This is a genomic window from Streptosporangiales bacterium (genome assembly GCA_009379955.1).
Taxonomy (GTDB): domain Bacteria; phylum Actinomycetota; class Actinomycetes; order Streptosporangiales; family WHST01; genus WHST01.
This window is the reverse complement of the sequence record WHST01000049.1, coordinates 15,829-42,812: the sequence shown is the minus strand read 5'-3', so window position 1 is coordinate 42,812 and position 26,984 is coordinate 15,829. Positions and strand designations below refer to the sequence as shown.

The window sequence follows — 26,984 nt, the reverse complement described above, 5'->3', positions numbered from 1 at the left end:
CTGGCAACACGGTGCACTCCCCAGCGGCTCGACGACGGGAGCCGTGTGACGCGAGAGTGTCACGCACGGTTCTACGAGCGGCGGCGGGTGCAACTCCCGCCGCCGACTCACCACCGGCTCAAGGACGAGAACACCGGCTGGTCCCTGAAAGCCCACCCCGACGGCACCGTCACCTGGACCACACCCGCTGGACGGCACTACACCCAACAACCCCACGATTATGGCGACACCTGAGGCAGGACCCTAGGCCGGGGAGCGGCGGAAGGCTCGGACGCCCCATGCCGTGCAGACGACGACGAGGCCTGCGGTGACGAGCGCCCCCACCATCACGGCGCCCGCGCCGTACCGGCCGAGCGTCAGCGCGCGCTCGGCGTCGACGACGTGACTCAGCGGGTTGAACCGCGAGACGACGTAGAGCCAGCGCGGGCCGGCGTCCATCGGCAGCAGGATCCCCGAGAGCAGCATCAGCGGTACGACCGTCGAGCCGAGTGCGGGCGCGAACTCGTACTCGTTGCGCAGGTGTGTCGCCAGGGCGTACGACGCCGCGCCGATCGCGACGCCCAGCGCCGCCAAGAGCAGCAGGCCTAGCAGGGCCGCAGCGAGCGGCACGCGGAATCCGAAGGCCAGTGCCGGGAGGACGAGGAGAACCGCCTGCGCCACGAGCATGACCACGTTCGACAGCACGCGGCCGAGCAGGAGGGCGAGGCGGCTCACGGGCGTCGCCCGGAGCCGTTCCTGGGCGCCTGACCGCTGGTCGGGGATGAGCGAGAAGCCGGCGTACGCGGTGGTGAAGAGGACGAGCTGGACCAGCAGGCCGGGGACGAACCACTGCCAGGAGGTCGCGCCGCCCGGTCCGCCGACGTCGGCGAGCAGTGGTCCGAAGAGGGCGAGGTAGAGCACCGGTTGGGCGACGCCGAACAGCAGGGTCGAAGGGCTGCGCAGGGTCGGGCGGATCGAGCGGACGAAGATGAGCCGGGTGTGGCGGAGTGCGGTCACGGTGACCTCTCTAGGCTGCGGCCGCCGCGCCGTCGGGTTCGCGCAGGCTGCGGCCGGTCAGGGTGAGGAAGACGTCGTCGAGCGTCGGCCGATGCGTCTGGACCGACGAGACCGTGACGCCGGCGCGGTTGAGGTCGCGCAGGAGGAGCGGGAGGGCGGTGTCGCCCCGTGGCACGCGGAACGTCACGCGCTGCCCGGCGGGCTCGACGTCGGTGGTCCCTGGCAGTGCCGCGGCGACTGCGACGGCGAGGTCGGGCCGGTCGACGTCGACGCTCACCAGGTCGCCTGAGACACCCGCCTTCAGCTCGTTCGGCGTGCCCGTCGCCACGATCCGCCCGTCGTCGATCACGAAGATCCGGTCGCACAGCTCGTCGGCCTCCTCGAGGTAGTGGGTGGTGAGGAACACCGTCGTGCCGTACGTGTCGCGCAGGTCGCGTACGTGCGCCCACAGGTTGCCCCTGCTCTGCGGGTCGAGACCCGCAGACGGCTCGTCGAGGAAGACCAGGGGAGGGCGGTGCAGCACGCCCATCGCGATGTCCACGCGACGTCGCTGCCCGCCGGACAGGGTGCCGGCGACGCGACCGGCCGCCTCGGTCAGGTCGAACCGCGCGAGGAGCTCGGCGGTGTGCCGGCTGGCCTCGTGCCGCGACAGGCCGTGGAGCTCGCCCTGGAGGACGAGCTCGTGGTCGACCCGCTGGTCGAGACCGCAGCCGTTGCCCTGGGCGATGTAGCCGATCGACCGCCGCACGCTTGCCGGGTCGCGGACGAGATCGTGGCCGGCGACGGTCGCGGTGCCCGCCGTGGGGCTGAGCACGGTGGTCAGCAGGCGCAGCGTGGTCGTCTTGCCGGCGCCGTTCGGGCCGAGGAAGCCGACGAGCTCGCCCGTGTCGACGTCGAGGTCGACGCCGCGGACGGCCTCGACGGTGCGGCGCCGCGAGGTGAAGGAGCGGGCGAGAGCCCGGGCGTGGATCACGGAGACCCTCCGTTGGTCAAGTTTGACTAGCTGGGTGAGCGTGACATGCCCATCTGGTGCTAGTCAAGTTTGACCAACGGAGCTCAGGTCGGCGGGTGGCCGAATCCGGCGCCGTCGTCCGCCATCACGTACGCACCGTCCTCGAGGCGGGCGACGAGATCCCTGGTCCAGCGGATGTCGCCCTCGCCGGCGATGCTCCAGAGTCGGGCCAGCTCGGTGACGTGCTCCGGCTTGCCCATGGTGGACCACGTGTCGACCATGTGCTTCGCACTCGCCAGGTCGCCTTCGAGCGCCACGAGGCGGTGGTTGAGCAGGGCGACCGCGTCGGCGCGGGGGAGGGTGGTGAGGAAGGTGACCCCGGCGCTGAGGCCGTCGACGCCGCGGTCCGGGCGGCTGAGGGCCTCGGCGAGCAGCGCGAAGAACTCGGTCTCGCCGTCCGGCGTGATCCGGTAGACGGCCCGCTCGGGACCGGCCGCCGGCTCCGCGGTGCCCGCGTCGGTCAGCAGCCCGTCGCGGGCGAGCTTCTTCAGTGCGTGGTACACCGATCCCGGCTGGACGTTGGCCCAGCTGTCCGCGGCCCAGCTGCGCAGGTCGCGGCGTACCTGGTAGCCGTGTGCCTCGCCGCGCACGCGGACGACGCCCAGCACCAGCAGTCGTGTCGCCGACATGTCGGAATCCTCGCACGCCGCTTCGACCGTGCGATCGGTGCGTGGGATGCGTCGCGACGCTTGGCGGGTACGCCGGCGACCGCACTGGTATTCTGCCGCGACGCACCACTGCGGAACGTGATCATGACTTGACGTGCAGGCCGTGATCTCCGTTGACTAGGGCGCGGTCACCACGCCGGGGGGAGAACGGCTGGGCCGTGCTCGGGGGTGGAAGGAGCATGGTGTGACGCCCGCGAGCCAACCAAGCAGGCGGGCGGTGCTCAGGGGAGCAGCGGCCGGAGTCCTCGGACTGTCCGCTGTCCCGCTGTTGACTTCGTGCGGTACGCAGCCGCCCGCGGCCCGGGGCAACCCGACCGGGCCACCTCGGCGGGGCGGCGTCCTGCGGGTCGGCACCGCCGGTGGTGGTTCGAGCGACAGCCTCGACGTGCACAATCCGATCACGCACCCGGACATCTGCCGCGGGCTCAACCTCTACGAGCCGCTCCTCTACCGCAAGCGCGACTACACGCTCGAGTCATGCGTCGCCGAGTCGGTCGAGGTGTCGAAGGACGGCCTGTCGTGGGTCATCCGCATCCGTGACGGCATCCTGTTCCACAATGGCAAGCCGGTACGTCCCGAGGACGTCATCTACACCTACCGCCGGGTGACCGACCCGAAGAAGCCGCAGGCCGCGGCCAACCTGCTGTCGTCGGTCGACCGCGACGGGTTCAGCAAGATCGACGACCGCACGCTGCGCATCAAGCTGAAGGCCCCCGATGTCTCGATCCACGACGTGTTCGCCGACTACCGCATCGGCATCGTGCCCGAGGGCTACGACCCGAAGAAGCCGATCGGCACCGGGCCGTTCACGTTCGTCAACTTCACCCCGGGCCAGGAGAGCACGTTCGCGCGCTTCAGCGACTACTGGCGGGAGGGACAGCCGTACGTCGACGAGCTGCGCATCATCAACTTCACCGACGACTCCGCGCGCACCAACGCGCTGCTCGCCGGGCAGGTCGAGGCGATCGAGTCGCTGCCATACGCCGAGGTACGCGTGATCGAGGCCGACCCCACGCTGCGGGTGCTGAAGTCGCGCACCGGCAACTGGAACCCGTTCACGATGCGGGTCGACGTCGAGCCGCTGCGCGACGTGCGGGTGCGGCAGGCGCTGCGCCTCAGCATCGACCGCGAGGAGATGGTCAACCAGGTGCTGTCCGGTCACGGCCGGATCGCCAACGACATGTACTCGCCGTTCGACGACAGCTACGCCGCCGACCTGCCGCAGCGCACGTACGACCCGGACGAGGCGAAGTCGCTGCTCAAGGCGGCGGGCCACGAGAACCTCCAGATCGAGCTCGTCACCTCGCCGGTGTCGCAGGGCATCGTCGAAGCGGCCCAGGTGATGCAGCAGCAGGCCAGGTCCGCCGGCATCGGCATCAAGCTCAACCGGGTCGACACCGGCGTGTTCTACGGCGACGACTACCTCAAGTGGCACTTCGCGCAGGACTTCTGGGGCACCTGGCCGTACCTCGTGCAGTCGGCGCTCGGCTCGCAGCCGTCGTCGCCGTTCAACGAGTGCCACTGGGTCGACCCCACCTACCTCGACCTCGTCGGCAAGGCGAAGCAGACGGTCGACGACGACAAGCGCAGCCGGCTGCTCGAGCAGGCACAGGAGATCGAGTACGAGCGGGGCGGTTACATCGTCTGGGGCTTCCTCGACCTCGTCGACGCGTACTCGCGCCGGATCACCGGACTCAAGCCGTCGGAGAAGGGGATCTTCCCGCTCGACGCGTACCGGTTCCGCGAAGTCTGGTTCGTGTGAGGGTGAGCTGACGACATGTTGCGACTCATCGCGCGCCGCCTGCTGGTCGGCCTCCTCGTGCTCTTCGTCGTGTCGTTGCTGGTGTTCGGCGCGAGTCTCCTGCTGCCCGGCGACGCCGCACAGGCGATCCTGGGGCGGACGGCGAGCCCGGACCGGCTCGCCGTGCTCCGTGAGCAGCTCCACCTCGACCAGCCCGGGTACCAGCGCTACCTGAGCTGGCTCGGCGACCTGTTCACCGGCAGCCTCGGCGACTCGCTGGCGAACGGCCAGCCGGTCGCCGAGCTCGTCGGCCAGCGCACGGCCAACTCCGCCGTCCTGCTGCTGTGCTCCGCGGTCATCGCGACTCCCCTGTCGATCATCGCCGGCACCTGGAGCGCGCTGCGCAGGGGACGCGCGGTCGACAACGTCGTGTCGACCGGCACGCTCGTGCTCGCCGCCCTTCCCGAGTTCGTGATCGGCATCCTGCTGATCCTGTTCTTCTCGACCACGGTGCTGCACTGGTTCCCCGCCGTCGCCCTGGTCGACGAGAACAGGTCGCTGTTCGCCCAGAGTGCCGTGCTCGTCCTGCCCACGCTCACGCTCGTGCTGGCGGTGTCGCCGTACATCACCCGGATGATGCGGGCGACGATGCTCGAGGTGCTCGACAGCGAGTTCGTCCAGCAGGCGCGGCTGAAGGGACTACCCGAGCGCGTCGTGCTCGTGCGCCACGCGTTGCCCAACGCCATCGGACCCGTCGCCCAGGTCATCGCCCTGCAGCTCGCCTGGCTCGCTGGTGGCGTGGTCATCGTCGAGTACCTCTTCCGCTTCCCGGGGATCGGGCAGGGCCTCGTCGACGCCGTGACCAACAGGGACCTGCCGACGCTGCAGGCACTGGTGATGCTCATCGCGTTCGTCTACGTGCTGTGCAACCTCCTTGCCGACGTCGTGAGCATCCTGTCGAACCCGAGGCTGAGGACGGCGAGATGAGCGCAGGAGTGACGGAGGTCCAGCCGGACAGCCCGGCGGTGACGGCGTCCGGCAAGGGCAAGGGACTGCTGCGCCAGTCGCTGCGCTACCACCGCACGAAGGTGGGGCTCGTGTTCACCGGCGCGGTCGTGCTGCTCGCGATCGCGGGTCCGCTCGTCGCGCCGTACTCGACGACGGAGTTCGTGGGCCAACCCTTCTTCGCGCACACGGCGGACGCCGTCCTCGGCACCGACAACCTCGGCCGGGACGTGCTGAGCCGCTTCCTCGGCGGCGGGCGGTCCGTGCTGCTGTTCGCGGTGCTGGCGACCGTGCTGGGCGTGGGCGTCGGCGTCGTCGTCGCTCTCGTGGCCGGCTACACGCGCAGCTGGATCGACGAGCTGCTGATGCGGTTCAGCGACATCGTGCTGGCCTTCCCGCAGATCGTGCTCGCGCTGCTGTTCCTCAGCGTCTGGGGGCCGCAGCCGTGGGTCATCGTCGTCACGGTCGGCCTGTCGCACGCCCCCCGCACCGCCCGGATCATCAGGTCGGCGGTGCTCGGTGTCGCCGGACGCGACTACGTCCGCGCCGCCGAGGCCATCGGCCTGCGTCGCTGGCCGGTACGGGTCGGCGACCTGCTGCCCAACGTCACCGGGCCGCTGATGGTCGAGACCGGCCTGCGGTTCACGTACTCGATCGGTCTCGTCGCGGGCCTGGGATTCCTCGGGCTCGGACTGCAGCCGCCGGCGGCCGACTGGGGGCTGATGATCAACGAGAACCGGATCGGACTCGTCGTGCAGCCGTGGGCCGTCCTGCTTCCCGTGGCCGCGATCGGCCTCATCGCGGTGGGCACCAACCTGATCAGTGACGGGATCGCCCAGGCGTCGGCGGGCCTCGACAGAGAGGTCGAAGGATGAAAGCGCACGAGCGAGGAAGCGGGCGCGCATGATGACGAACGCGCGCGCCAAGGGCGTCCTCGTCAAGGACCTGCGCGTCGAGACCACGAACGGCACGGCGATCGTCGACGGGCTCGACCTCGAGATCGCCACCGGCCGCATCCTCGGACTGGTCGGCGAGTCCGGGTCGGGCAAGACGACTGTCGGCCTGGCGATGCTCGGACTCGCGCGCCGCGGCATGCGGATCGCGGGCGGGCAGATCTGGCTCGACGGCACCAATCTGCTGGCGCTGTCCCCGCGCGACCTCCGGTCCTGGCGTGGCAAGCGGGTGAGCTACGTCCCGCAGGATCCCGGCGCGGCGCTGAACCCCGCCATGCGGGTGGGCCGACAGGTGTACGAGGCGCTCACCGTGCACGGGTGGGACGAGCCGCACGACCGGGTCAAGGAGGCGCTCCAGGAGGTCGACCTCCCGACCGACGACGCCTTCCTGCGCCGCTGGCCGCACCAGCTGTCCGGCGGCCAGCAGCAGCGCATCGGCATCGCGATGGCGTTCGCGTGCCGGCCCACGCTGGTCGTCCTCGACGAGCCGACCACCGGTCTCGACGTCACCACGCAGGGCCACGTCCTCGACACCGTGCACGACCTCGCCGAGCGGTACGGCTGCGCGGCGCTGTACATCAGCCACGATCTGGCCGTCGTCGCCGACGTCGCCGACGACGTCGCGGTGCTCTACGCCGGCAGCCTCGTCGAGCAGGCGACGACCGACCTCATCGTCCGCGACCCAGGTCACCCGTACACGGCGCGGCTGGTGGCGGCCGTCCCCGACCTCGAGGGCAAGCGCGAGCTCCGCGGCATCCCCGGCACCGCTCCGACGCCGTCCGAGCGGCCGCACGGCTGCCGGTTCTCGCCCCGGTGCACCCTGGCCACCGCCGAGTGCGAGGTCGCGCTGCCGCCGATCGAGGAGTTCGAGGAGGGCCACCTCGTCCGGTGCGTCCACACCGAGCAGGTGACGGCGGCGTTCAAGACCCGCTCGGGGGCGGCGCGGGGCGGCAGGTACTCGAAGGTGCTGCTGCACATCGTCGGTCTCACCGCCAGGTACGGCCAGGTCGAGGTGCTCCACGACCTCGACCTCACCGTGACCGAGGGCTCGTGCACCGCACTGCTCGGCGAGTCGGGGTCGGGCAAGACCACCCTCGCCCAGACCGTCGCCGGCCTGCATGACGACGCCACCGGCGAGATCATGCTGCACGGCAAGCCGCTGCCGTTCGGCGTCGCCCGGCGGCCGCCCGAGGTGCTGCGGTCGGTCGCGTACGTCTTCCAGAACCCTTACGCGTCGCTCAACCCGCGCCGCACCATCGGCGAGTCGATCGCCCGGCCGCGGCGGGTGCTGTTCGGCACGACGCTCGACGCGGCGATGGACGTCGCGCGCCAGAACCTGGAGCGCGTCGGTCTCTCCGGCGCGCTCGCCGACCGCTACCCGGACCAGCTCTCCGGCGGCGAGCGGCAGCGCGCCGCGATCGCCAGGGCGCTGGTGACCGAGCCCGACCTGCTGATCTGCGACGAGGTGACCAGCGCGCTCGACGTGTCGGTCCAGGCGACGGTGGTCGAGCTCCTCGCCCAGCTCCGCGACGACATGGGGCTGACCCTGCTGTTCGTCACCCACGACATCGCCCTGGTACGCAACATCGCGCAGGAGGTCGCGGTGCTGCAGGACGGTCACATCGTCGAGCACGCCAGGGTCGAGCAGCTGTTCGCCACGCCCGCGCACGAGTACACCCGTGAGCTCCTCGACACCACGCCCACCATCGTCGTCCGATGACGGTGCTTCACCTCGTGGACCGGGACTTCACCTCGTCCCTGCACGAGGTGAAGTCCGCGTTGATCACGTTGACGTGATCAACGGGAGACGCTCGGCTGCGACAGGTCCTTGCGGAGGAGTGCGACGGTCTTGGTGCCGCCCTCGGTGTCCTGGGTGCCGACCTGGCGGAAGCCGCGGTGCTCGTGGAACGCCAGCGAGTCGCCGTTGAGCGGGCGGATGTTGACCTCGCACAGCAGCACGGGCGCGCCGCACAGCCGCTCGACCTCGTCGTAGAGCCCCGACCCGAGGCCACGGCGGTAGTAGGTCGGGTCGACGACGATGCGGTCGAGGTAGTGGAAGTCGTCGAACCGCTCGGCGAAGTAGCGGTAGTTCTCGCTCGTGTACTCCTGGCCGGGCGGCAGGCCGAGGGCGAATCCCACGACGGCGTCGTCGGTGACGGCGACGATCCGGACCGAGGCCATGGCGACGAGGCGCTCGAGATCCGGGAGGGTGAGCCTGCCCACGCTCGGCGTGGCCGCGTTGTTCAACTCGAGGACGCGCGGCAGGTCCTCGGGTCCGAGGGTGCGATAGGACATGTCCCGCACCGTACCGGGCCGCGGGAAATCAGGGTCTTCCCGGATGTCACATCGCGCGTGCGCGGGGGAGGATCGACGCATGAACCCCGCGGTGAGCTCGCCAGGTCCCTTCGTCCGTCAGCCGTCGTTGCGCGTCTCCGACGTCGACCGTGACCACGTCGTCGACGTCCTTCAGGACGCGTATGCCAAGGGACGCCTCGACGAGACCGAGTTCGACGCGCGGGTGGAGCAGGCGCTCGCCGCCAGGACGTTCGGTGAGCTGCAGCTCCCGCTCCGCGAGCTGGTGCTGCCCGAGCAGCCGCGGCCGCACGCGGCTGCGGTGCCGCTTCCGTCCAGTGGCGACCGGGTCGCCTCGCTGGTCGTGCACCTGTCCGGGTACCTCACGTCCTTCCTCGCCCCGCTCATCGTCTACCTCGCCGAGGGGCGCCGGCCGTCCTACCTGAGGAGCCAGGCGGCCGAGGCGGTCAACTTCCAGCTCACGTTCGTGCTGGCCAACATCGTGCTCGGCGTGGCCAGCGTGCTGGTCCTCCCGGTGATCCTGTTCCCGGTCATCTGGGTGGGCTGGCTCATCCTCACCTTCGTCGGCGGCGTCGCCGGTGCGGCCGGGTCGCGCTTCAGGTACCCGCTCACGCTCCGCATCCTCCGCTGACCGTCGGTCGACGGTCCCTCCGTCCGACCCGCTAGCCTCCGGCGCGGAGGTGGTGCAGGTGACGCTCGGTCTGGGCGGTCTCGATCAGGTCTGGCGACTGTCGAACGCACGTACGCGGTCGATCAGCGCGGAGAACCTCAGCGGGGAGAAGGGTGCGGGCGGCCGCGCGACGACGGGAACCGGTGCCGGCCCGTCCCGTGATCTCGGGGTCGGGTGGAAGGTGTCCCCGTCGATCCGCGTCGAGCCCGGCGAGACGGTCGTGCTCGCCGACATCGATGGTCCGGGCATCGTCTCGCACGTGTGGTGCACCGTCTTCCCCGACTGGTGGCGCCGGCTCGTGCTGCGCTGCTACTGGGACGGCGAGGCCGAACCCTCCGTCGAGGTGCCACTCGGCGACTTCTTCTGCAACGGCTGGGGCGAGCGCAGCAACGTCGCGTCGCTGCCGATCGCGGTCAACCCGGCCGGCGGGTTCAACTCGTACTGGCCGATGCCGTTCCGCGGTTCGGCGAAGATCACGCTGGAGAACGTCTCGCCCGACGAACGTTGCGAGGCGTTCTACTACCAGGTCGACTACGCGCTCGACGACGTCCCCGACGACGCCGCGTACCTGCACGCCACCTGGCGGCGCACCAACCCGGTGCCGCAGGGCGAGGTGCACACGATCCTCGACGGTGTCCGCGGGCGTGGCCACTACGTCGGCACGTACCTCGCCTGGCAGTCGAACAGCACCGGCTGGTGGGGCGAGGGCGAGCTGAAGTTCTTCCTCGACGGTGACGACGAGTACCCGACGATCTGCGGCACCGGCACCGAGGACTACTTCGGTGGCGCCTGGAACTTCGAGGACCCGCCCGGGCAGTACGGCGTGTACACGACGCCGTACCTCGGCCTCAACCAGGTGATCGGCGCGGGCGCGTCCGGGATGTACCGCTCGCAGCAGCGGTTCGGCATGTACCGCTGGCACCTGCCCGACCCCATCCGCTTCACGGAGGACCTCCGCGTGACCGTGCAGGCCCTCGGCTGGCGGCGTGCTGGGCGGTACCTCCAGCTGCGCGACGACCTCGCCTCCGTCGCCGTCTGGTACCAGACCGAGCCGCACGTGCCGTTCCCCGCCATGCCGGGAGTGGACGAGCTCGAGGTCACGTAGCGGGCTCGTCCTCGTCCCGGTCGCCGCGCAGGGCCGCGGCGAGGGCGGTGAGGCTCCGCGCGATCTCCTCGGTCGACTCGACGAGGGCGGCCGCCGTCCGGTCGGTGGCGCCGAGGTCGTCGTGGTCGGTCAGATCGGCCCTCGTGGCGTCGGCCTCCGCGGGCACGTCGGGGACGTCGGCCAGGGGCGCGCCGTCGCGGACGGCCGTCGCCATGGCGTCGAGCGCGGTGCAGGCGTGCTCGACGAACGCCGCGAGCGCCGGTGTCTCCGGTAGCCGTGCGGCGTCGCGCCTGGCGGCCTCGAGGCGCATGGCCGCGTGGACGAGCGGCAGCGAGCCTGCGAACACCGACTCGGCGAGTTCGACGAGGTCGTCGCGGTGCGTGCGGTCGGGGTCGCCGGAGAACCGTTCCAGCGATGCCTCCGCGTTCGTCCTCGCGACCCGTGCCGCCGAGCGGGCGGACGCGACCTGCGCGGGCGTCGCCTCGTCGTCGGCGACGAGCGCCAGGTACTCCCGGTAGGCCGTCAGCAGCTCGGCCAGGCGGGGGCGTACCCGCGAGCGCTCCCAGGTCGGCCAGGCGAGGTAGACGCCGAGCGCGATGGCGCCGCCCGCGGCCGTGTAGATCCCCCGTTCGAGGATCGTGCTGGTCGGATCCACGTCGATGAGGGAGAGCAGGACGACCACGAGCGCGGTGAGGAACGCGACGGACAACCCGAAGCTCGCGAGGAACAGCGCGCGGAAGCCGAAGAACAGCAGGCCGACGAGCAGGAAGTCCAGCCACACCGAGTCGGGCAGGATCGCGACCAGGCCGGTCACCACGCCGAGGCCGACGATCGTGCCGGTGATCCTGAGCAGGCCGCGGCTCAACGTGGCGGCGAACCCCGGCTGCAGCGTGATCAGCACCATGAGCGGCAGCCAGTAGCCGCGGGGGAGGTCGGCGGCCCTGACGACCACGTCGCAGCAGGTGAGGCACGCCGCCAGGCGTACGGCGTGCCGGAACGCCGACGAGGTCGGCGTGAGGTTGGCACGCACGGTCTGGAGCGGGTGGTCGAAACGCAGGCTCGCCGGCAGGTGCACCGCGGCGGAGCCGCCCGGCCGCTCGTCCTCCTCGTAGCGCCACGTCGAGGCGGTGCCGATCGCGATGCGCAGCTGCTCGTCGAGCGCGTCGGCCCTGGCCACGGCGGCGCGCAGGGTGACGAGCACCGCGAACGAGCTGTCGGACGACTGCCGTGCCAGGGTCTCGAGCGAGCGGATCGCCGTGGTGAGCTCGCGCGCCGCCAGGGTGACGTGCGCGGGCGGGTCCGCCGTGGCGAGCGAGTCGCCGATGCGCCGCAGCAGGGTCGCGGCGGCCGTGAGCACGTCGAGCACCCGGTCGCGCGAGGAGTTCGCGCCGAGCTCGCCGAGACGCTCGGCGTGCGCCCCGAGGGCGAGCAGCTCGATGCGGATCCGCTCCGCCTCGTCGAGGAGCACGCGGAACGCGACCATCGTCGCGCTCCGGTTGCGCCCGATGCCGCGGATCGTGCGGTGGACGGAGTCGAGCGTCGCACCGGCCGCCGGACCGACGTCGGTGCCCGGCGCCTCGGTCGCCGTGGTCGCCAGCTCGGTGTACGCGGAGGCGAGCGCCAGGCGTTCGGGACGGTACCGCCGCAGTGGCCATCCCGCGACCGCGAACAGGGCCTGCAGGGCGCCGCCGGCGAGGATCTGCAGGGCCGTGAACGCGGCCGCGGCCGGCCCGGCGGCGTCGGTGAACTGCGCCCGGCCGGCCAGGACGAGCATGAGGATCGTGCTGGTGATGCCCACCTGCGTGGCGGTCGGCCCGAGCGAGACGAGCAGGCCCGCGCCGAACGCCCAGCAGGCGGTGAGGATGATCGCGGCGACATCCCACCTGCCCACGAGGATCCCCGCCCCCGCGCCCACGGCGGCGACGGCCGCGGTGAAGAGGAGGCGTGCGAGGCGGAGCCGGTACGGCCCCGGTCGGTCGGCGAGCGCGACGTTCTGCGCGCCGATGGCCACCGTCACGCCCGCGACCAGGTGCCCGCTGAGCGCGCCCACCACGAGGGGGAGGACCACGCCGACCGTGTTGCGGGCGGCCGCGTTGACGGCGAGCCGGCTGCGGTCGACGTGGACCGCGTCACGCAGTGCCTGCCGCATGCCCGGAGCATAGGCGACCGAGAGGCCATGCCGCGAAGGGTTGACGTTCAACGTTGAACGATCAGTATCCTGACTACTGATGTGTAGAGCGGAGTGCCGATGACTCGAGCGGTAGCGGCCGAGGGCGCGGGAGAGGTCATCGCGCTGATGGATGCGACGCCCTCGAGGATCAAGGCGCGGGCCGCGGGTCGTCCGACCCGGACGGTCGACGTCCATCGCCCCAGGTCGTTCGACGAGCTCGTGAGCGTGGTAAAGGCGCTCGCGGCGGCGCGCAGGTCGTACACGGTGGTGGGCGCGCGCAGCAACGTCGTGGGAGCACTCGACACCGACGCGGACGTCGCGCTGTCGACCGAGCTCCTCACCGGGGTGCTCGCCCTCGATCCGGTGTCCCAGCAGGTGCGGGTCGGTGCGGGCATGCTGGGGGGAGCGCTCGAGAGCCGGCTCGCGGAGCAGGGGTTCACCCTCGGGCAGTACCCGCAGTCGCTCCACCTCTCGACCGTCGGTGGCTGGGTGGGCACGCGTGCGTGCGGATCGTCGTCGGCGATGTACGGCGGTGTCGAACGGTCGATCATCGGTGCGCGCATCGTCGTCCCGTCCGGGGAGGTGCTCGAGTTCGGACCGCGGGTCCGACCGGCGGGAGGGCTCGACGGCCTCGCGGCGTTCGTCGGCAGTGAAGGCAGCCTGGGCGTCGTCGGCGAGGTCACGTTGCGCGTGTACCGCCGCCTGCCGGAACGCGTCGTCTGCTTCTCGTTCGCCGATCTCGGTGCGCTGATCACCGCGCAGCGGGAGCTCGTGCAGGGTGGCTACCCGGTCGCCATGCTGCGTGGTCACAATCTCGCCGAGAGCGCGCACATCCTGGGTGATCGGTCGGTGGGCGGCTGCCTACTCATCGCCACCACCGTCGGGCCGGCGTCACTCGTCGACGCGCAGTGCGCGGCGATCGTGGAGCGGCTGCGGGAGCTCGACGGTGTCCGCCTCCCCGACGACGCCGCGTCTCGCTGGTTCGAGGAGCGGTACGCGGTCGACAGCATGATGGAGGACCGCAACCGTGCCGTGGGCAGGGCGTTCGACACGGTCGAGGCGTCGGTGCCGTGGTCGAGCGCGCCGGCCTGTGCGCGCGAGCTCGACGAGACGTTCTCCGGCAGCGCCGATCGCTACTTCCTGCACCTGTCGCACGCGTACGAGACGGGCGTGTGCTTCTACAGCCTGCTGTGGCTGAGCGACGAGGCCGGCGACAGCGCGGTGCTGGCCCGCCTGCGCGACGCGTGGGATCTCGTGCTGCGCAGCGTCGAGCGGCACGGCGGCACCGTCGGGCACCACCACGGCATCGGTGCGGTGCGCGCGGACTGGTACCGGGGAAGCGACGACGCACGCGTCCACCGTTCGCTCAAGGACGCGTGGGACCCCGACGGGCTGCTGCGGGCGCGCCTGCTCGCCGGTGAAGGGCGCTCAGCGCATCCAGACCTGGGTGTGCAGCTCGGGTGAGGCGGGGTCCATCCCCAGCAGCGTGCTCTGCGCGGCGACCAGCACCGACACGTCGATACGCTCGACCAGGTGCCCGAGTGCGTGGTCGTCGCGACGCAGCAGCAGCACGGCCTCGGACACCGAGTCGATCACCCCGCCGACCTGCGCGGAGGTGAGCGGCGTGACGGTGAGACCCATCGCCGCGAGCGGAACGGGCAGCAGCGTGTTGTGCCACACGCCGGCGTCGATGCGGTTCTCGAGCAGCGCGGTGAGCACCTCGGGATAGGGACAGTCGACGTAGGCGTGCTTGGGTCCGGGCGGGAACTCGGCCTCCGTCAGCACGTGGTGGTCGTGCGATGCGCGGTCGATCGCCACCCGGAGCCTGCGCGGACGCTTCGGTCCCGAGGCGCGGCGCACGACGCTGAGCGAGCCGGGCGCGTAGTAGATGCCGGCACCGAGCTCGACGGTGCGCAGCTTGCGGCGCAGTGGACGGCGCAGCGAGCCGGCCGCGCTGGCCGACAGCACGGCGAGGTCGACGGTGCCGTCGGTGACGAGCTCGGCGCGCGCCTCGCCTCCCTGCAGGTAGCGCACGTCGAGCGGCACGCTCAGCTTGTCGAACTCCGTGTGCAGGCCCTGGAGCAACCCGAAGCCGTCGATCGCTCCCGGCGGGTGCAGGACCAGCCGGACCTGGCCGCGACCCGACACGCTCCAGAGCACGCCCTCGTCCTGCTCGAGGAGCCTGGTGCCCAGGTGACCGTGCCGTGACAGCGTGACGGCGCCGCTGTTCTCCAGGATCGCCATCGCCTTCTGGACCGTGCCGGAGCCCACCCCGAGCTGCTTCTGGTACTCGATGGTCGTCGGTATCCGGCTGCCGGCGGCCCTGCCGAGCATGTCCTGGGCGAGGAGCTGGACGGACCTGAGGTTCTTCGACCGCATGTCGGCCGGGGGGTCCGGCCGGCCGGCCACCTTGTTGCGCATGACGGAAAGATACCGGTCTGGATGACGCTGCGTGGACGGTACCGGGCAGAAGGGCGAGCCTTCGAGAGAAAGCAGTCCCCTGAATATTGACCCGATGCGCGCCGCGGACTAGCGTCGGGCACGATCGACCCGCCGTGCGGGGGCAGGTCGGTGTAAGGCCCCATGAGGGCATCTACCCAGTACGACGTCCTCCCAAAGGTGGGAGAGGTGCGCATCGATGAGTCAGCGGACATCGGCGCGGAGCTGGCGACCGTCGAGGCGCGCGTTGCTGGAGTCAGGCGCCAAGGCGACCGGACTCGCGGCGGCGGCCGCGCTGCTCGCCGGCTGCGGTGTGGGCGGCGGCGCGGGCAGGGATGGGGCAGAGGTCTCCGACGACGACCTCGCGCCCTGGCGCGAGGCGGACCTCGACTGGGAGCAGCAGACCGGCGCGTCCCTGGTGTTCGGAGCGCAGCAGCATCCGTGGCTGCAGGGCGTCAGAGGTCACCTCCCCGTGTTCGAGGCCCTGACAGGGATCAGCGTCGAACTGCAGGTGTCGGGCGAGTCCGACTTCACGACGAAGCTGCCGGTCCAGCTCGGCGGCGGCAGCCCCACTCCCGACGTGTTCTTCATCCCGTCGTACCCGCAGTACGTCGCGAGCAGGTGGATCGAGCCGCTGCGGTCGTACCAGGACGACCGCGACCTGACTGACCGTGCCTTCTACGCCGGTGACGACCTCTTCGACTCGGCCCGGTCGTTCGTCGAGTGGTCGGACGGCAGGGACTACGCGGTGCCGATCACCGCCGAGGTGCAGACCGTCTTCTACCGGTCCGACCTCGTCGGGGAAGACCTCGCCTCCTTCGCCGCGCTCGCCGCCGCGGCGAAGGAGGCGAAGGGCGACGGCATCGCCGGCATTGCGATGCGCGGCAAGGCGGAGGCGACGATGGCGTGGACCTGCCAGGGCTTCGTCTTCGCGCACGGCGGATACGTCATCGACCCCTCGGGTAGGCCCGCCTTCGACAGTCCGGAGTCGATCACCGCGGTCGACTCCTACGCGTCACTGCTGCGTGACGCGGGACCGCCAGGCGCGGCCGCCTGGGACTGGCAGCAGGTCAACCAGGCCTTCGAGGGACGCAAGGCGGCGATGGTCATCGAGTCGTCCGTCTTCGGGGCCGAGTACATGGACCCGGAGAGCAGCCGTGAGGCGGACGAGGTGCGCGCGGCACCCTTCCCTGCCCTGGACGGTGAGCTGCGGCCGAACTTCTGGCACTGGGTGCTCGGGATGAACCGCCGCTCCAAGAAGAAGACGGCGGCGTGGCTCTTCCTGCAGTGGGCGACCAGCCCGCCCACCGCCGCGCTGCTCGCCGGCGCGGGGGTCTCCGTGCCGCGCCGGTCGGTCTGGCGGGCCGATTCGTTCCGCAAGCGGTATCCGGCGCACGCGGCCGACGTCGTGCTCGCCATGTTCGGCAAGGCGGACTCCAAGCCGTACGACGCGTTCTACCTGCATCCGAAGTGGCCGGAGGTCGGCACGCTCTTCGCCTCGGCCATGAGTTCGGTGATCGCGGGTGGAGCCACCGCACGCGACGCGATGAGACGCGCACAACGTCGGGCCGAGAAGGTCCTCGGTGACGGCTGATGACTCCGCAGCGCGGCTACCGGGCGGTGTTCCTCGGCCCGATGACCGCGCTCCTCGCTATCGTCACGCTCACGCCCTTCCTGTACGGCCTCTACCTGTCGCTCACCGACACGACGCCCACAGCGGGAACGTCGGACTTCGTCGGTATGGCGAACTTCGTCGCGCTCGTCGGCGACCCGGCGTTCTGGCGGGCGCTGCGCCTGACCGTCCTCTTCACGTTCTTCGCCGTGTCGATCGAGGTGGTCGTCGGCCTCGCCCTCGCGATGACGCTCGCGACGCTGCGCCGCGCACAGCACCTGCTGCGCGCCCTGCTGCTCCTGCCGCTGGCCGGCACGCCCGTCGCGGTGTTCTACTCCTGGCGGATCATGCTCAACCCGTCGTACGGGGTGGTCGACCACCTGCTCGGGCTCGCCGGGATCGCGCCGGTGCCGTGGCTCGGTCACCCCACGACGGCAGTGGTCTCGCTGCTCGTCGTCGACGTCTGGCAGTGGACGCCGTTCGTCATGGTGATCCTCTACGGCGGGGTCGTCGCGATCCCCGCCGAGGTGCGCGAGGCCGCGGAGGTCGACGGCGCGCGAGGACTGTCGATGTTCCGCCACGTCACGCTGCCGATGCTGCTCCCGTACCTCGGGCTCGCACTGCTGTTCCGCACGATCGACGCGCTGAAGACGTTCGACTCGATCGCGGTGCTCACCTCGGGCGGCCCGGGTGACGCCACCGTCACGCTCAACCTGCTGTCGTACCGGCAGGCGATCACCAACCTGCAGTTCGGCAAGGGCGCCGCGTCCGCGATCCTGCTGCTCGTCCTCGCGATGGTGGTCGGACGCGTGCTCGTCGGCTCCCTCTACCGGGTGCGGGACGCGCGATGACGTCCGCATCGCGGGCGAGGCGGCGCCGGCTCGGTGGCTGGGCGGTCGCGGGCCGCGTCCTGCTCGCCGGGTGGCTCGTGTGGAGCGTCGCGCCGATCTACTGGCTGCTGCAGATGTCGATGCAGACCAACCTCGACGCGACGGCCAGCCCGCCGGTCTGGACCTGGTTCCTCGACCCGACCGTCGAGGCGTACGCGGCGGTGATCCTGGAGTCGGGGCTGGTCGCCAACCTGGTGAACAGCCTGATGGCCGCGGTGGGCACGGTCGCGCTCGCCCTGGCGGTCGGCATCCCCGCCGCGTACGCCCTGGTGCGCTGGCCCTCACGGCACCAACGGCACTACGAGTTCTGGGTGCTCTCGACCCGGATGGCCCCGCCGCTGGCGGTCGCCCTGCCCTTCTTCATCCTGTTCCGGAAGGTCGGCCTGGTCGACACCGTCGCTGGCGTCATCATCCTGCACTCGTCGATGGTGGTGGCGATCGTCGCGTGGATGCTGATGGAGACGTTCCGTACGGTGCCGGCCGAGATCGAGCAGGCCGCGATGCTGGACGGCTGCTCGGCCGCGGGGGCGTTCGCGAGGGTCGCTCTGCCGCTGGCGCGCCCCGGCATCGTGGGCGCCGCGGTCCTCGCGTTCCTGCTGTCGTGGAACGAGTTCTTCCTGGCCCTGATCGTGACCGACAACAGGGCGGTCACGGGGCCCGTGGGACTGTACAACTTCCTCGGGTACGCGGCGGACGAGGTGAACCAGCTGGCCGCCGGTTCGGTCGTGCTCCTCGTCCCGGCGTTCGTCGTGGTGTGGTTGTTCCAGCGCCAGCTGGTCACCGGTCTGAGCTTCGGTGCGGTGAAATGACGATGCGGTTGAGGAGAAGTGCGGCATGAGCGATCTCGGTGTACGGCGGCGGTTGGCGAGGTTCCGGCACCCGGGCACCGGCCGCAGCCTGGTGATCGCGCTCAGCCACGGCATGCTGATGGGACGGGTCGCCGGCCTGGCCGGGGTCAAGACACGGATCGGGCTGGTCGAGCGCGCGATCAGGGCGGGCGTCACCGGGCTCATCCTCAGCCCTGGGCAGCTGCGCGAGTGCGCCGATCAGCTCGCCGCACCGGGCGGCCCCGGCGTCTGGCTCACGGCCGGGTGGACGAACCTGTGGCGCAGCGAGGAGGCGGCCGGGCTCGCCCAGGACTACGCCGAGGGCACCTACCGGTCGGTGGTCGACCCGCAGACGGCGAGCGTGCTCGGCGCAGACGGCTGTCACGTCTACCTCCTGGTCGGGGCGATGGACCCCCAGGTCGAGGCCGACGACGTCGAAAGGGTGGCGAGGTACATCCACCGCGCACACGCGCACGGCATGCCGGTGCTCGTCGAGGCGATGGTGCGCGGGCCAGAGGCCGTGGGCACCGAACGGGACCCCGGGCACGTCGCCTTCGCCGCCCGCGTCGCCGCGGAGCTCGGCGCCGACATGCTGAAGATCGAGTACCCGGGGTCGGGCGAGGAGCTGTCGCGGATCGTCGCGGACGTCGCGGTGCCCGTGCTCGTCCTCGGCGGGTCGCGGCGGCCGTTCCACGAGGTCAGGGCGGAGGCGGCGGACGTCGTCCTCTCCGGGGCGCAGGGCATCGTCTACGGGCGCAACGTCTTCCAGGCCGACGACCCCGACCGCGCCCTCGCCGACCTCGTCGAGGTCGTGCTGAGTGACTGAGTCGGAAGATCCGTCCGTGCTGTCAACCGGGGGAGGGGAGCGAGGCGTGGAAGCGCTCGAAGGCAGGGTCGCGGTCGTCACGGGTGCCGCCACGGGCATCGGCCGGGCCATCGCCTTCGGTCTGGCGTCGGCCGGTGCGGCCGTCGTGGTGGACGACGTCGACGGAGCGGGGGCGCGGGACGTGGCAGCGGGCATCCGCGCGCACGGGGGACGCGCGGAGCCCTGCCCGGTGGGCGTGGGCACCGACGACGCGGCGCGCGAGATCGTGGCCTGCGCCGAGCGGTCGTTCGGCGGGCTCCACCTGCTCGTCAACAACGCGGGGATCGGCGGCGACACCCCGCTCGTCGACCTCGCCGAGGAGCACGTCGTCCGCTCGGTCACCGTCAACCTCGTCGGCCCGATCCTGCTCGCCAAGCACGCGGCCCGGATGATGAAGGAGCAGCGCTACGGCAAGGTCGTCAACATCACCTCCCGCTCCGGCCTGCGCGGCAAGTACGGCGAGAGCGCGTACTCCGCGTGCAAGGCGGGCATCGCCGGCTTCACGCTGACCATGGCGATCGAGATGGCGCCATACCACGTCAACGTCAACGCGGTCGCGCCCGCGGCGTGGACCGCGTTGCTGGAGAACATGCCCGAGCCCGAGCGCAGCCGCACGATCGCGAAGCGCGAGGACAACGTGCTCGGCCGGGTCGCGCAGCCCGAGGACGTCGTGCCGACGGTGGTGTTCCTGCTGTCCGACGCGGCCGCGTACGTCACCGGGCAGGTCATCGAGGCGACCGGCCAGCAGGCGTCGCTGATGTAGGAGGTTGTGGGGAATGTCCGACGAGCTCTTCGTCGCGGTCGACGCGGGGACGACCGGCACCAAGGTTGGGGTGGTCGACCGGGCGGGCGCGGTGGTCGCCGCCGCGTACCGCGGCTACCCGTGCGAGTACCCCGGGCCGGGCCGGGTGGAGCAGTCGGTCGACGCGCTGTGGGCGGCGGAGTGCGAGGCGATCGCCGAAGTGCTCACGCGGGTCGACGCGAGCCGGGTGGTGTCGATCGCCTGCTCGTCGCAGCGGGCGACCGTGGTGCCGGTCGACGGGTGCGGCAACGCGCTCGCGCCGTACCTGGGCTGGCAGGACCGGCGCGGCACCGCGTACTGCGACGAGCTGGAGCGACTGGTCGGCGCGGAGGCGTACTACGCGATGACCGGTATGGCGATCGACCCGGTCGCGTCGCTGTCGAAGATCCGGTGGCTGCAGGACGAGCGCGACGACCTGCGCGGTGACCTGTCGTGCTTCGCTGCCCACCAGACCCTGCTGCTGCACCAGCTGGGCGTTCGCGACCACCTCGTCTCCCCGTCCGAGGCCTCGTACCTCGGCCTGCTCGACGTCCGCCGGCGCCGGTGGCACGACGACCTCGCGGCCGAGCTCGGCGTGCCCGTCTCGCTGCTGCCCGAGGTCGTGGAGTCGGGGACGATCGTCGGCGCGGTCTCCGCGGACGCCGCGGCGTCCACCGGGCTGCGCGAGGGGCTGCCGATCGTGCTGGGCGGCGGCGACCTGCAGCTCGGCGCCCTCGGCGTCGGCGCGACCGAGGGCGTGGTCGCCGTCGGCATCGGCACCGGCGGGCACTGCGTCGCGGTGGCGCCCGCGCCCCGCCTCGACCCCCGGCGCCGGCTGAGCTGCCTCGCGCATGTCGTGCCCGGCCACTGGGAGCTCGAGGGTCTCGGCCGTGCGTCCGGCGGCACGTTCCGCTGGTTCAAGGACCAGCTCGGCGACCTCGAGTCGGTGCTGCAGCAGCGTGCGCACCGCGACGCGTACTCCCTGCTCATCGACGAGATGCCGACCGGCGTCGGCGGGTCGCGCGGCATCGTCGTGATCCCGGCCTGGGCGGGACTCGGCGCGCCGTACAACGACGGCGGGTTCCCCGGCATGATCCTCGGCCTGCGGCTGGAGCACGACCGTGGCGCGCTGATCCGTGCGTTCGTCGAGGGCATCACGTTCGAGCAGCGGATCATCCTCGACGCCGTCCGCGAGGTCGTCGACGACGTCGCCGAGGTGCGCGCCTGGGGCGGCGCGGCCAAGGCCGACGCGTGGTGCCAGATCGAGGCCGACGTCTTCGGCGTGCCGGTCGTGCGCACCCGCCAGCCCGACGCGTCCGTCATCGGCGCCGCCGTCTGCTCCGCCGTCGCCGTCGGCGCGGTCGCGGACTTTACCGAGGGCATCGCGACGCTCGTCTCGCCGGGCGAGACCTTCGAGCCCGACCCCGCCGCGGTGGCGTCGTACGAGCGCTACGCCGACGTCTACCGCCGCGCGATCGACGCCCTGCGCGCCGCCGGCATCGGCGACGCCCTGACCGACCTGGCGTCCGATGCGCCCGACACCTGACATGGCACTACCGGTTCCTCCGCCACCTCACATGGCACTACCTGGTCGAATGCCACCTATGTCCCGGTTCGTCGCCGGTAGTGCCATGTGAGGTGGGTGATGTGGACGGCGTGACGTCCGCGAGTGAGCTGCGGTCTGACCGTGCGTAGGGTCGTCGGTACAGTCGGCGACGAACCCCGCCCAAGTGGCTCGCCGCCCGGTGCTGCTGGTTGTATGTCCGGATACCGGCCGGCCGTCCCGGCCACACACATTCGGAGGGGGCAGGGTTGTCGCTGCGAGAGCGTCTCGCTGGAAAGCGCATCTTGCTGACGGGCGCCACGGGCTTCGTGGGTGAGGCGCTGTGCCAGCGGATCCTCGAGGACCTCCCCGACACCAACCTCGTCGTCCTGGTGCGCCCGAAGGGCACCACCAGCGGCCGGCGCCGCATCGAGCAGCTGCTCGGCAAGCCGGCGTTCGGCGCGCTGCGCGAGCAGCACGGCGGCGACCTCACCGCCGTGATCGACGAGCGGATCGAGGTGATCGAGGGTGACCTCGCCGCGATCCCCGACCTGCCGTCCGACCTCGACGCCGTCGTCCACTGCGCCGGTGACGTCTCGTTCGACCCCACGATCGAAGAGGCGTTCACCACCAACGTGCAGGGCACGCTCGGCCTGCTCGACAAGGTCAAGGCGAGCGGCAGCCGCCCGCACTACGTGCACGTGTCGACGGCGTACGTCGCCGGTCGCAGGCGCGGTGCGATCCCCGAGACGTCGGTCGGGCACGACGTCGACTGGCGCACGGAGATGGCGTACGCCGGCCGGCTGCGCGAGCGCATCGAGGAGGCGTCCCGCGCCGCGGGCACGCTCGCTCGGCTCCGCCGCGAGGCCGAGAAGGAGCACCACCGCGCCGGGCCGCTGACCGCCGCCGGCGACGCCGAGCGGCGGCGCAAGGAGTGGGTGACCGAGCAGCTCAAGGAGGCTGGTCGCGAGCGCGCGAGATCGCTCGGCTGGACCGACGTCTACACGTTCACCAAGGCGATGGGCGAGCGCGTCGTCGAGGAGCACGTCGCCGACTTCCCCGTCACGATCTTCCGGCCGTCGATCATCGAGAGCGCCTACGTCCGGCCGTACCCCGGCTGGATCGAGGGCTTCAAGATGGCGGAGCCGCTCATCCTCGCGTACGGCAAGGGCGAGCTGCCGGAGTTCCCCGCGTCCCCCGACAGCGTCATGGACATCGTGCCGATCGACCACGTGGTCGCCGCGATGCTCGCCGTCATCGCCACGCCACCCGACGACGGTGGCGCGGGCTACTTCCACCTCACGTCGGGATCGCGCAACCCGCTGACGTTCCGCGAGCTCGTCGCCCACGTCAGGTCGTACTTCGAGCAACACCCGTTCGAGGGCACCGACGGCCGCGGGGTACCGCGCCTGCCGTCGTGGAGCTGGCCGGGCGGCGAGGCCGTCGAGCGGCTGCTGCGCACCGGCGAACGCGTCACGTCGCTCGCCGACAAGGTGGTCACCAAGCTGCCGCGGTCCGACCGCGTGCGCCGCATGGCGAGCGACCTCGGCCGGCAGCAGCGGCGCCTGGAGTTCCTGCGCAAGTACATGGACCTCTACCGGCCGTACGCCGAGTGCGAGCTGGAGTTCCGCGACGAGCGCACGATGGCGCTCTTCGAGTCGCTGTCGGAACAGGACCGCGAGACGTTCGCGTTCGACACCTCGGTCGTCGACTGGAAGCACTACCTGGTCGACGTGCACTGCGCGAGCGTCACGCAGCCGATGCGCGCGCTCGACGCGGCACGGCGCCGCCGCGGCAACACCGCCGTCAAGACCAAGACGCTCGTGCCGAGCGAGACGGTCGTCGCCGCCTTCGACATGGACGGCACGCTGCTCTCGTCCAACGTCATCGAGACCTACCTGTGGCTGCGGCTGCCCGAGCTCGCCGGGCTGCAGCGCGCGAAGGAGGTCGGGGCACTCGCGCGCAAGCTGCCCTCGTACCTGATGGCCGAACGCCGCGACCGCGGCGGGTTCCTCCGCGCGGTCTACCGGCGCTACGAGGGGGCGTCGCTCGCGGAGCTCGACGAGCTCGTCGACGAGCATCTCGCCGCCCACGTGCTGGAGCGGCTGTCCGGGGGAGCCGTGCGCCGCATCCGCGAGCACCGGGCCGCCGGACACCGGCTCGTCCTCATCACCGGAGCCATCCGGCCGCTCACGCGCCCGCTGGCCCCGCTGTTCGACGAGATCGTCGCGGCCGACCTCAGCGTCGACTCCGAGGGTCGCTGCACGGGGTTCCTCGCCTCGCCGCCCCTCGTCGGCGAGGCACGCGCCGCCTGGCTCAACTGGTACGCGGGCCAGAACGGCATCGACCTGTCCCAGTCGTACGCCTACGCCGACAGCCACTCCGACCTGCCGCTGCTCAAGGCGGTCGGCAACCCGGTCGCCGTGAGCCCCGACGTTCCGTTGTGGCGGGAGGCGCGCAGGAGCAGGTGGCCGGTGCAGGACTGGGGCGCGCCTACGAAGACCAGCTCGCGGCTGAGCATCCCGGGGAGGCACTCATGATGCTCGCCCTCGAGCTGTACCGCTCGCTGCCGAGATACGTCGCCAGCAAGGTCGTCACGCGCCGGCTGTCCGCGGTCTCGGCCGGCCCGCTCACCCCGCTGCGGCTCGTCACCAAGGACGAGCCGCGGGTGCCCAAGAGCGACGGTTGGGCGCGCGTACGCCCGCGGCTGTCCGGCATCTGCGGCTCCGACCTCGGTGCGCTCTACGGCTCGACGAGCCTGTACTTCTCCGCGCTGGTGTCGATGCCGTTCGTCCCCGGTCACGAGATCGTGGGCGACCTGCAGGACTCCTGCGGCGACCTGCCGGCCGGCACCCGGGTCGTCATCGACCCGGTGCTGACCTGCGCCGCGCGCGGCGTCGAGGCGTGCGACTCCTGCGCGCAGGGCAACACCAACCGCTGCGACCGGGTCACCGTCGGACACGTGTCGCCCGGTCTGCAGACCGGCTACTGCGCCGACACCGGCGGCGGCTGGGGTGCCCAGCTCGTCGCGCACCGGTCGCAGCTCCATCCGGTGCCCGACACCATCGAGGACCGCAGGGCCGTGCTCGTCGAGCCGCTCTCCTGCGCGGTCCACACGGCGTTGCGCGCCAACGTCCCCGACGGCGGTTCGGTGCTGGTGGTGGGCTCGGGTGCCGTCGGCCTGCTGACCACGCTGGCCCTGCGCGAGCTCACCAACGTCGGCACGCTCACCGTGGTCGCCAAGCACCCGCTGCAGCGCGCGCTCGCGAAGCGGTTCGGCGCGACCGACGTCCTCGCGCCGAGCGACGTGATCGGCGGGGTGCGCCGGGCGACCCGCGCGCTGCGTCTCGATCCCGAGCACGACGCGCCGTACCTCCTCGGCGGCGTCGACGTCGCGATCGACGCCGCGGGCTCGGCCGAGTCGCTGCGCACCGCGCTGCGCACCGTCCGTGCCGGGGGCCGCGTGGTGCTGTCCGCGATGCCGCCGGCCGGCGCCGACCTCTCGCCCGTGTGGTTCCGCGAGCTCGAGGTCGTGGGCACGTACGCCAGTGCCAGGTCCGAGCCCGTCGACTGCGGCCGCGCGGGAGCGTTCGACCTCGCGATGCGCCTCGCCGCCGCCGCGCCGCTCGACGGGCTCGTCGGCGACACCTACCCGCTGCACAGGTGGCGGGAGGCGCTCGACCATGCGTCGTCCGCCGGCCGGCTCGGTACGGTGAAGGTCGCCTTCGACCTCAGGAGCAGGTCATGACGCCCACATTGACATCCGTCGACCGTGCCACCCTGACATTCTCCGAATGGAGGAACGCGCAGTGACCCGTCCGGGATTCGTGCTCGAGGTGGACGAACGCACGCCACCGATGGTGGTGCACGAGGGCGAGGGGTTCCGGCTCGAAGAGTTCCCCCTCGGCACCAGGGTGGTCTACCCGCCCGAGATGACGCCGGGCATCCCCGACGTCGACGGCGCCATCCGCGACGCCCTGCTGCAACCGGTCGACAGCGAGCCGCTGCCGGCGCTGCTGCGGCCGGACATGAAGCTCACCATCGCGTTCGACGACATCTCGCTGCCGCTCCCGTCGATGCGCAAGCCGGACATCAGGCAGCGCGTGCTCGAGCAGGTGCTCGAGCTGGCCGCCGCGGCTGGCGTCGACGACGTCGAGATCATCTCCGCCAACGCGCTGCACCGCAGGCTCACGCCCGCCGAGCTGCGGCACATCGTCGGCGAGCGGGTGTTCCGGTCGTTCTTCCGCGAGGGCAGGCTCTACAACTTCGACGCCGAGGACCGCGACAACGTCAAGCACCTCGGGGTCACCGAGAAGGGCGAGGACGTCGAGATCAGCAAGCGGGCGGCCGAGTCCGACCTGCTCGTCTACGTCAACGTCAACATCGTGCCGATGGACGGCGGGCACAAGTCCGTCGCGATCGGTCTGGCGTCCTACAACTCGCTGCGGCACCACCACAACAGCCACACGATGGTGCACTCGCGCTCATTCATGGACAAGGACAACTCGGCGATGCACTCGTCCGCCTGGCGGATGGGTCGCCTCATTGGCGAGCAGGTCAAGGTCTTCCAGATCGAGACCACGCTGAACAGCCACTCGTTCCCGAAGCCGTACGACTTCCTCAACCGGCGCGAGTGGGAGTGGTCGCTGCGCGACCAGGGCACGGTGCTCGCCGCGCGCCGCGGACTCGCGGTCGCGCCGGCCGGTGCGAAGCGCAAGATCTTCCAGGGCATGCGCGCGCCGTACGAGCTGACCGGCATCACGACGGGCGCGGTCGAGCCGGTGCACGACCGCACGCTCGAGCGGGTGTACCGGCAGCAGCTGACCGAGGTCGAGGGGCAGTCCGACGTCCTCGTGCTCGGTGTGCCGTACATCTGCCCGTACAACGTGAACTCGGTGATGAACCCCATCCTCGCCGCGTGCATGGGGCTCGGCTACATGTTCAACTCGTACAAGGGCAAGCCGCTGGTCCGTAAGGACGGCGCGGTCATCCTTTACCACCCGGTGCCGTACGAGTTCAGCCAGCTGCACCACCCGAGCTACGTCGACTTCTTCGAGGAGGTGCTCGCCGAGTCGACCGACCCGGCGGTCATCGAGGCGAAGTTCGAGCACCAGTACGCCACCGACCCGTGGTACATCCACCTGTACCGCACGTCGTACGCGTACCACGGGGTCCACCCGTTCTACATGTGGTACTGGATCGCGCACGCGCTCGACCACGTCGGCCAGGTGGTCTGGATCGGCGGCGACCGGCGCGCCGTACGCCGGATGGGCCACCGCGCGGCGTCGAGCCTGCAGGACGCGCTTGAGATGGTGAGCGACACCGTCGGGTCCGCCCCGTCGATCACCTACATGCACCACCCGCCGTTCACGATCGCCGACGTGCGATGAGAGC

At 71.3% G+C, this 26,984-nt stretch carries 22 protein-coding genes; 16 read left to right on the top strand and 6 right to left on the bottom strand.

Translation table 11 applies throughout. The annotated features are described in order from the left end of the window. Positions 1–243: 243 nt before the first annotated feature. The 3 genes from GEV10_16055 to GEV10_16045 form a co-directional block, all read right to left on the bottom strand. Positions 244–996: an ABC transporter permease gene (locus GEV10_16055; protein ID MQA79971.1), complete on the bottom strand. Its 753-nt coding sequence runs from the start codon at positions 994–996 to the stop codon at positions 244–246. A gap of 10 nt (positions 997–1,006) precedes the next feature. Next, positions 1,007–1,969 (bottom strand): ATP-binding cassette domain-containing protein, encoded by a 963-nt coding sequence (locus GEV10_16050; GenBank protein ID MQA79970.1) that lies wholly within the window; start codon positions 1,967–1,969, stop codon positions 1,007–1,009. Between the two features lie 83 nt (positions 1,970–2,052). Continuing rightward, the gene (locus GEV10_16045; protein ID MQA79969.1) at positions 2,053–2,637 is read right to left on the bottom strand and encodes a PadR family transcriptional regulator; all 585 of its coding nucleotides are present in this window, start codon (positions 2,635–2,637) and stop codon (positions 2,053–2,055) included. A 256-nt stretch (positions 2,638–2,893) separates the two neighbouring features. On the opposite strand from GEV10_16045, the gene GEV10_16040 reads away from it, so the two are divergent. From GEV10_16040 to GEV10_16025, 4 genes are read left to right on the top strand one after another with little or no spacing between them, the layout of a single operon-like run. Further along, a complete protein-coding gene (locus GEV10_16040) occupies positions 2,894–4,438 on the top strand; it encodes a peptide ABC transporter substrate-binding protein (protein ID MQA79968.1) in 1,545 nt (514 codons plus the stop codon). A gap of 15 nt (positions 4,439–4,453) precedes the next feature. Further along, entirely contained in the window at positions 4,454–5,404 is a 951-nt protein-coding gene (locus GEV10_16035; protein ID MQA79967.1) for an ABC transporter permease subunit, read from the top strand. Next, positions 5,401–6,297 carry an ABC transporter permease subunit gene (locus GEV10_16030; protein ID MQA79966.1) on the top strand — a complete coding sequence of 299 codons (897 nt, stop codon included), beginning with the start codon at positions 5,401–5,403 and terminating at the stop codon, positions 6,295–6,297. The genes GEV10_16035 and GEV10_16030 overlap by 4 nt, the downstream gene beginning before the upstream one ends. Before the next feature lie 31 nt (positions 6,298–6,328). Next, entirely contained in the window at positions 6,329–8,095 is a 1,767-nt protein-coding gene (locus GEV10_16025; protein ID MQA79965.1) for a dipeptide ABC transporter ATP-binding protein, read from the top strand. A 77-nt stretch (positions 8,096–8,172) separates the two neighbouring features. On the opposite strand, the gene GEV10_16020 is transcribed toward GEV10_16025, so the two are convergent. Next, complete coding sequence (locus GEV10_16020; GenBank protein ID MQA79964.1) at positions 8,173–8,751, bottom strand: GNAT family N-acetyltransferase; 579 nt, start codon at positions 8,749–8,751, stop codon at positions 8,173–8,175. Between GEV10_16020 and GEV10_16015 the strand changes: the two genes are divergently transcribed. After that, positions 8,669–9,319: a DUF4870 domain-containing protein gene (locus GEV10_16015; protein MQA79963.1), complete on the top strand. Its 651-nt coding sequence runs from the start codon at positions 8,669–8,671 to the stop codon at positions 9,317–9,319. The genes GEV10_16020 and GEV10_16015 overlap by 83 nt on opposite strands. A gap of 58 nt (positions 9,320–9,377) precedes the next feature. Beyond that, entirely contained in the window at positions 9,378–10,463 is a 1,086-nt protein-coding gene (locus GEV10_16010; GenBank protein ID MQA79962.1) for a DUF2961 domain-containing protein, read from the top strand. Here the strand turns inward: GEV10_16010 and GEV10_16005 are convergent. After that, complete coding sequence (locus GEV10_16005; protein ID MQA79961.1) at positions 10,456–12,612, bottom strand: hypothetical protein; 2,157 nt, start codon at positions 12,610–12,612, stop codon at positions 10,456–10,458. The genes GEV10_16010 and GEV10_16005 overlap by 8 nt on opposite strands. 99 nt (positions 12,613–12,711) lie before the next feature. Between GEV10_16005 and GEV10_16000 the strand changes: the two genes are divergently transcribed. Continuing rightward, the gene (locus GEV10_16000) at positions 12,712–14,097 is read left to right on the top strand and encodes an FAD-binding protein (protein MQA79960.1); all 1,386 of its coding nucleotides are present in this window, start codon (positions 12,712–12,714) and stop codon (positions 14,095–14,097) included. On the opposite strand, the gene GEV10_15995 is transcribed toward GEV10_16000, so the two are convergent. Further along, complete coding sequence (locus GEV10_15995) at positions 14,062–15,054, bottom strand: hypothetical protein (protein ID MQA79959.1); 993 nt, start codon at positions 15,052–15,054, stop codon at positions 14,062–14,064. The genes GEV10_16000 and GEV10_15995 overlap by 36 nt on opposite strands. A 217-nt stretch (positions 15,055–15,271) precedes the next feature. Between GEV10_15995 and GEV10_15990 the strand changes: the two genes are divergently transcribed. The 9 genes from GEV10_15990 to GEV10_15950 all read left to right on the top strand — a co-directional run bounded on the left by GEV10_15990 (position 15,272) and on the right by GEV10_15950 (position 26,980). Beyond that, entirely contained in the window at positions 15,272–16,666 is a 1,395-nt protein-coding gene (locus tag GEV10_15990; GenBank protein MQA79958.1) for an extracellular solute-binding protein, read from the top strand. Beyond that, a complete protein-coding gene (locus GEV10_15985) occupies positions 16,666–17,535 on the top strand; it encodes an ABC transporter permease subunit (protein ID MQA79957.1) in 870 nt (289 codons plus the stop codon). Before GEV10_15990 ends, GEV10_15985 begins: the two co-directional genes overlap by 1 nt. Then, positions 17,532–18,383, top strand: a complete 852-nt coding sequence (locus tag GEV10_15980; GenBank protein MQA79956.1) for an ABC transporter permease subunit — start codon at positions 17,532–17,534, stop codon at positions 18,381–18,383. The genes GEV10_15985 and GEV10_15980 overlap by 4 nt, the downstream gene beginning before the upstream one ends. Before the next feature lie 25 nt (positions 18,384–18,408). Continuing rightward, positions 18,409–19,227: a hypothetical protein gene (locus GEV10_15975; GenBank protein ID MQA79955.1), complete on the top strand. Its 819-nt coding sequence runs from the start codon at positions 18,409–18,411 to the stop codon at positions 19,225–19,227. Positions 19,228–19,273: 46 nt separating this feature from the next. Beyond that, positions 19,274–20,029 carry an SDR family oxidoreductase gene (locus GEV10_15970; protein MQA79954.1) on the top strand — a complete coding sequence of 252 codons (756 nt, stop codon included), beginning with the start codon at positions 19,274–19,276 and terminating at the stop codon, positions 20,027–20,029. Positions 20,030–20,042: 13 nt separating this feature from the next. Continuing rightward, a complete protein-coding gene (locus GEV10_15965) occupies positions 20,043–21,593 on the top strand; it encodes a hypothetical protein (GenBank protein MQA79953.1) in 1,551 nt (516 codons plus the stop codon). 266 nt (positions 21,594–21,859) lie between these two features. Continuing rightward, on the top strand, positions 21,860–24,130 hold the full coding sequence (locus GEV10_15960; protein MQA79952.1) for an HAD-IB family hydrolase: 2,271 nt from the start codon (positions 21,860–21,862) through the stop codon (positions 24,128–24,130). Continuing rightward, positions 24,127–25,338: an alcohol dehydrogenase catalytic domain-containing protein gene (locus GEV10_15955; protein MQA79951.1), complete on the top strand. Its 1,212-nt coding sequence runs from the start codon at positions 24,127–24,129 to the stop codon at positions 25,336–25,338. The genes GEV10_15960 and GEV10_15955 overlap by 4 nt, the downstream gene beginning before the upstream one ends. 46 nt (positions 25,339–25,384) lie before the next feature. Beyond that, on the top strand, positions 25,385–26,980 hold the full coding sequence (locus GEV10_15950) for a DUF2088 domain-containing protein (protein MQA79950.1): 1,596 nt from the start codon (positions 25,385–25,387) through the stop codon (positions 26,978–26,980). Positions 26,981–26,984: the final 4 nt, after the last annotated feature.

Coding starts and splice junctions, on each gene's coding strand:
- GEV10_16045 (MQA79969.1), bottom strand. CDS start 2,637: ATGTCGGCGACACGACTGCTGGTGCTGGGCGTCGTCCGCGTGCGCGGC.
- GEV10_16035 (MQA79967.1), top strand. CDS start 4,454: ATGTTGCGACTCATCGCGCGCCGCCTGCTGGTCGGCCTCCTCGTGCTC.
- GEV10_16030 (MQA79966.1), top strand. CDS start 5,401: ATGAGCGCAGGAGTGACGGAGGTCCAGCCGGACAGCCCGGCGGTGACG.
- GEV10_16025 (MQA79965.1), top strand. CDS start 6,329: ATGACGAACGCGCGCGCCAAGGGCGTCCTCGTCAAGGACCTGCGCGTC.
- GEV10_16015 (MQA79963.1), top strand. CDS start 8,669: ATGTCCCGCACCGTACCGGGCCGCGGGAAATCAGGGTCTTCCCGGATG.
- GEV10_16020 (MQA79964.1), bottom strand. CDS start 8,751: ATGCGTCGATCCTCCCCCGCGCACGCGCGATGTGACATCCGGGAAGAC.
- GEV10_16005 (MQA79961.1), bottom strand. CDS start 12,612: ATGCGGCAGGCACTGCGTGACGCGGTCCACGTCGACCGCAGCCGGCTC.
- GEV10_16000 (MQA79960.1), top strand. CDS start 12,712: ATGACTCGAGCGGTAGCGGCCGAGGGCGCGGGAGAGGTCATCGCGCTG.
- GEV10_15995 (MQA79959.1), bottom strand. CDS start 15,054: ATGCGCAACAAGGTGGCCGGCCGGCCGGACCCCCCGGCCGACATGCGG.
- GEV10_15990 (MQA79958.1), top strand. CDS start 15,272: ATGAGTCAGCGGACATCGGCGCGGAGCTGGCGACCGTCGAGGCGCGCG.
- GEV10_15985 (MQA79957.1), top strand. CDS start 16,666: ATGACTCCGCAGCGCGGCTACCGGGCGGTGTTCCTCGGCCCGATGACC.
- GEV10_15980 (MQA79956.1), top strand. CDS start 17,532: ATGACGTCCGCATCGCGGGCGAGGCGGCGCCGGCTCGGTGGCTGGGCG.
- GEV10_15975 (MQA79955.1), top strand. CDS start 18,409: ATGAGCGATCTCGGTGTACGGCGGCGGTTGGCGAGGTTCCGGCACCCG.
- GEV10_15965 (MQA79953.1), top strand. CDS start 20,043: ATGTCCGACGAGCTCTTCGTCGCGGTCGACGCGGGGACGACCGGCACC.
- GEV10_15955 (MQA79951.1), top strand. CDS start 24,127: ATGATGCTCGCCCTCGAGCTGTACCGCTCGCTGCCGAGATACGTCGCC.
- GEV10_15950 (MQA79950.1), top strand. CDS start 25,385: ATGGAGGAACGCGCAGTGACCCGTCCGGGATTCGTGCTCGAGGTGGAC.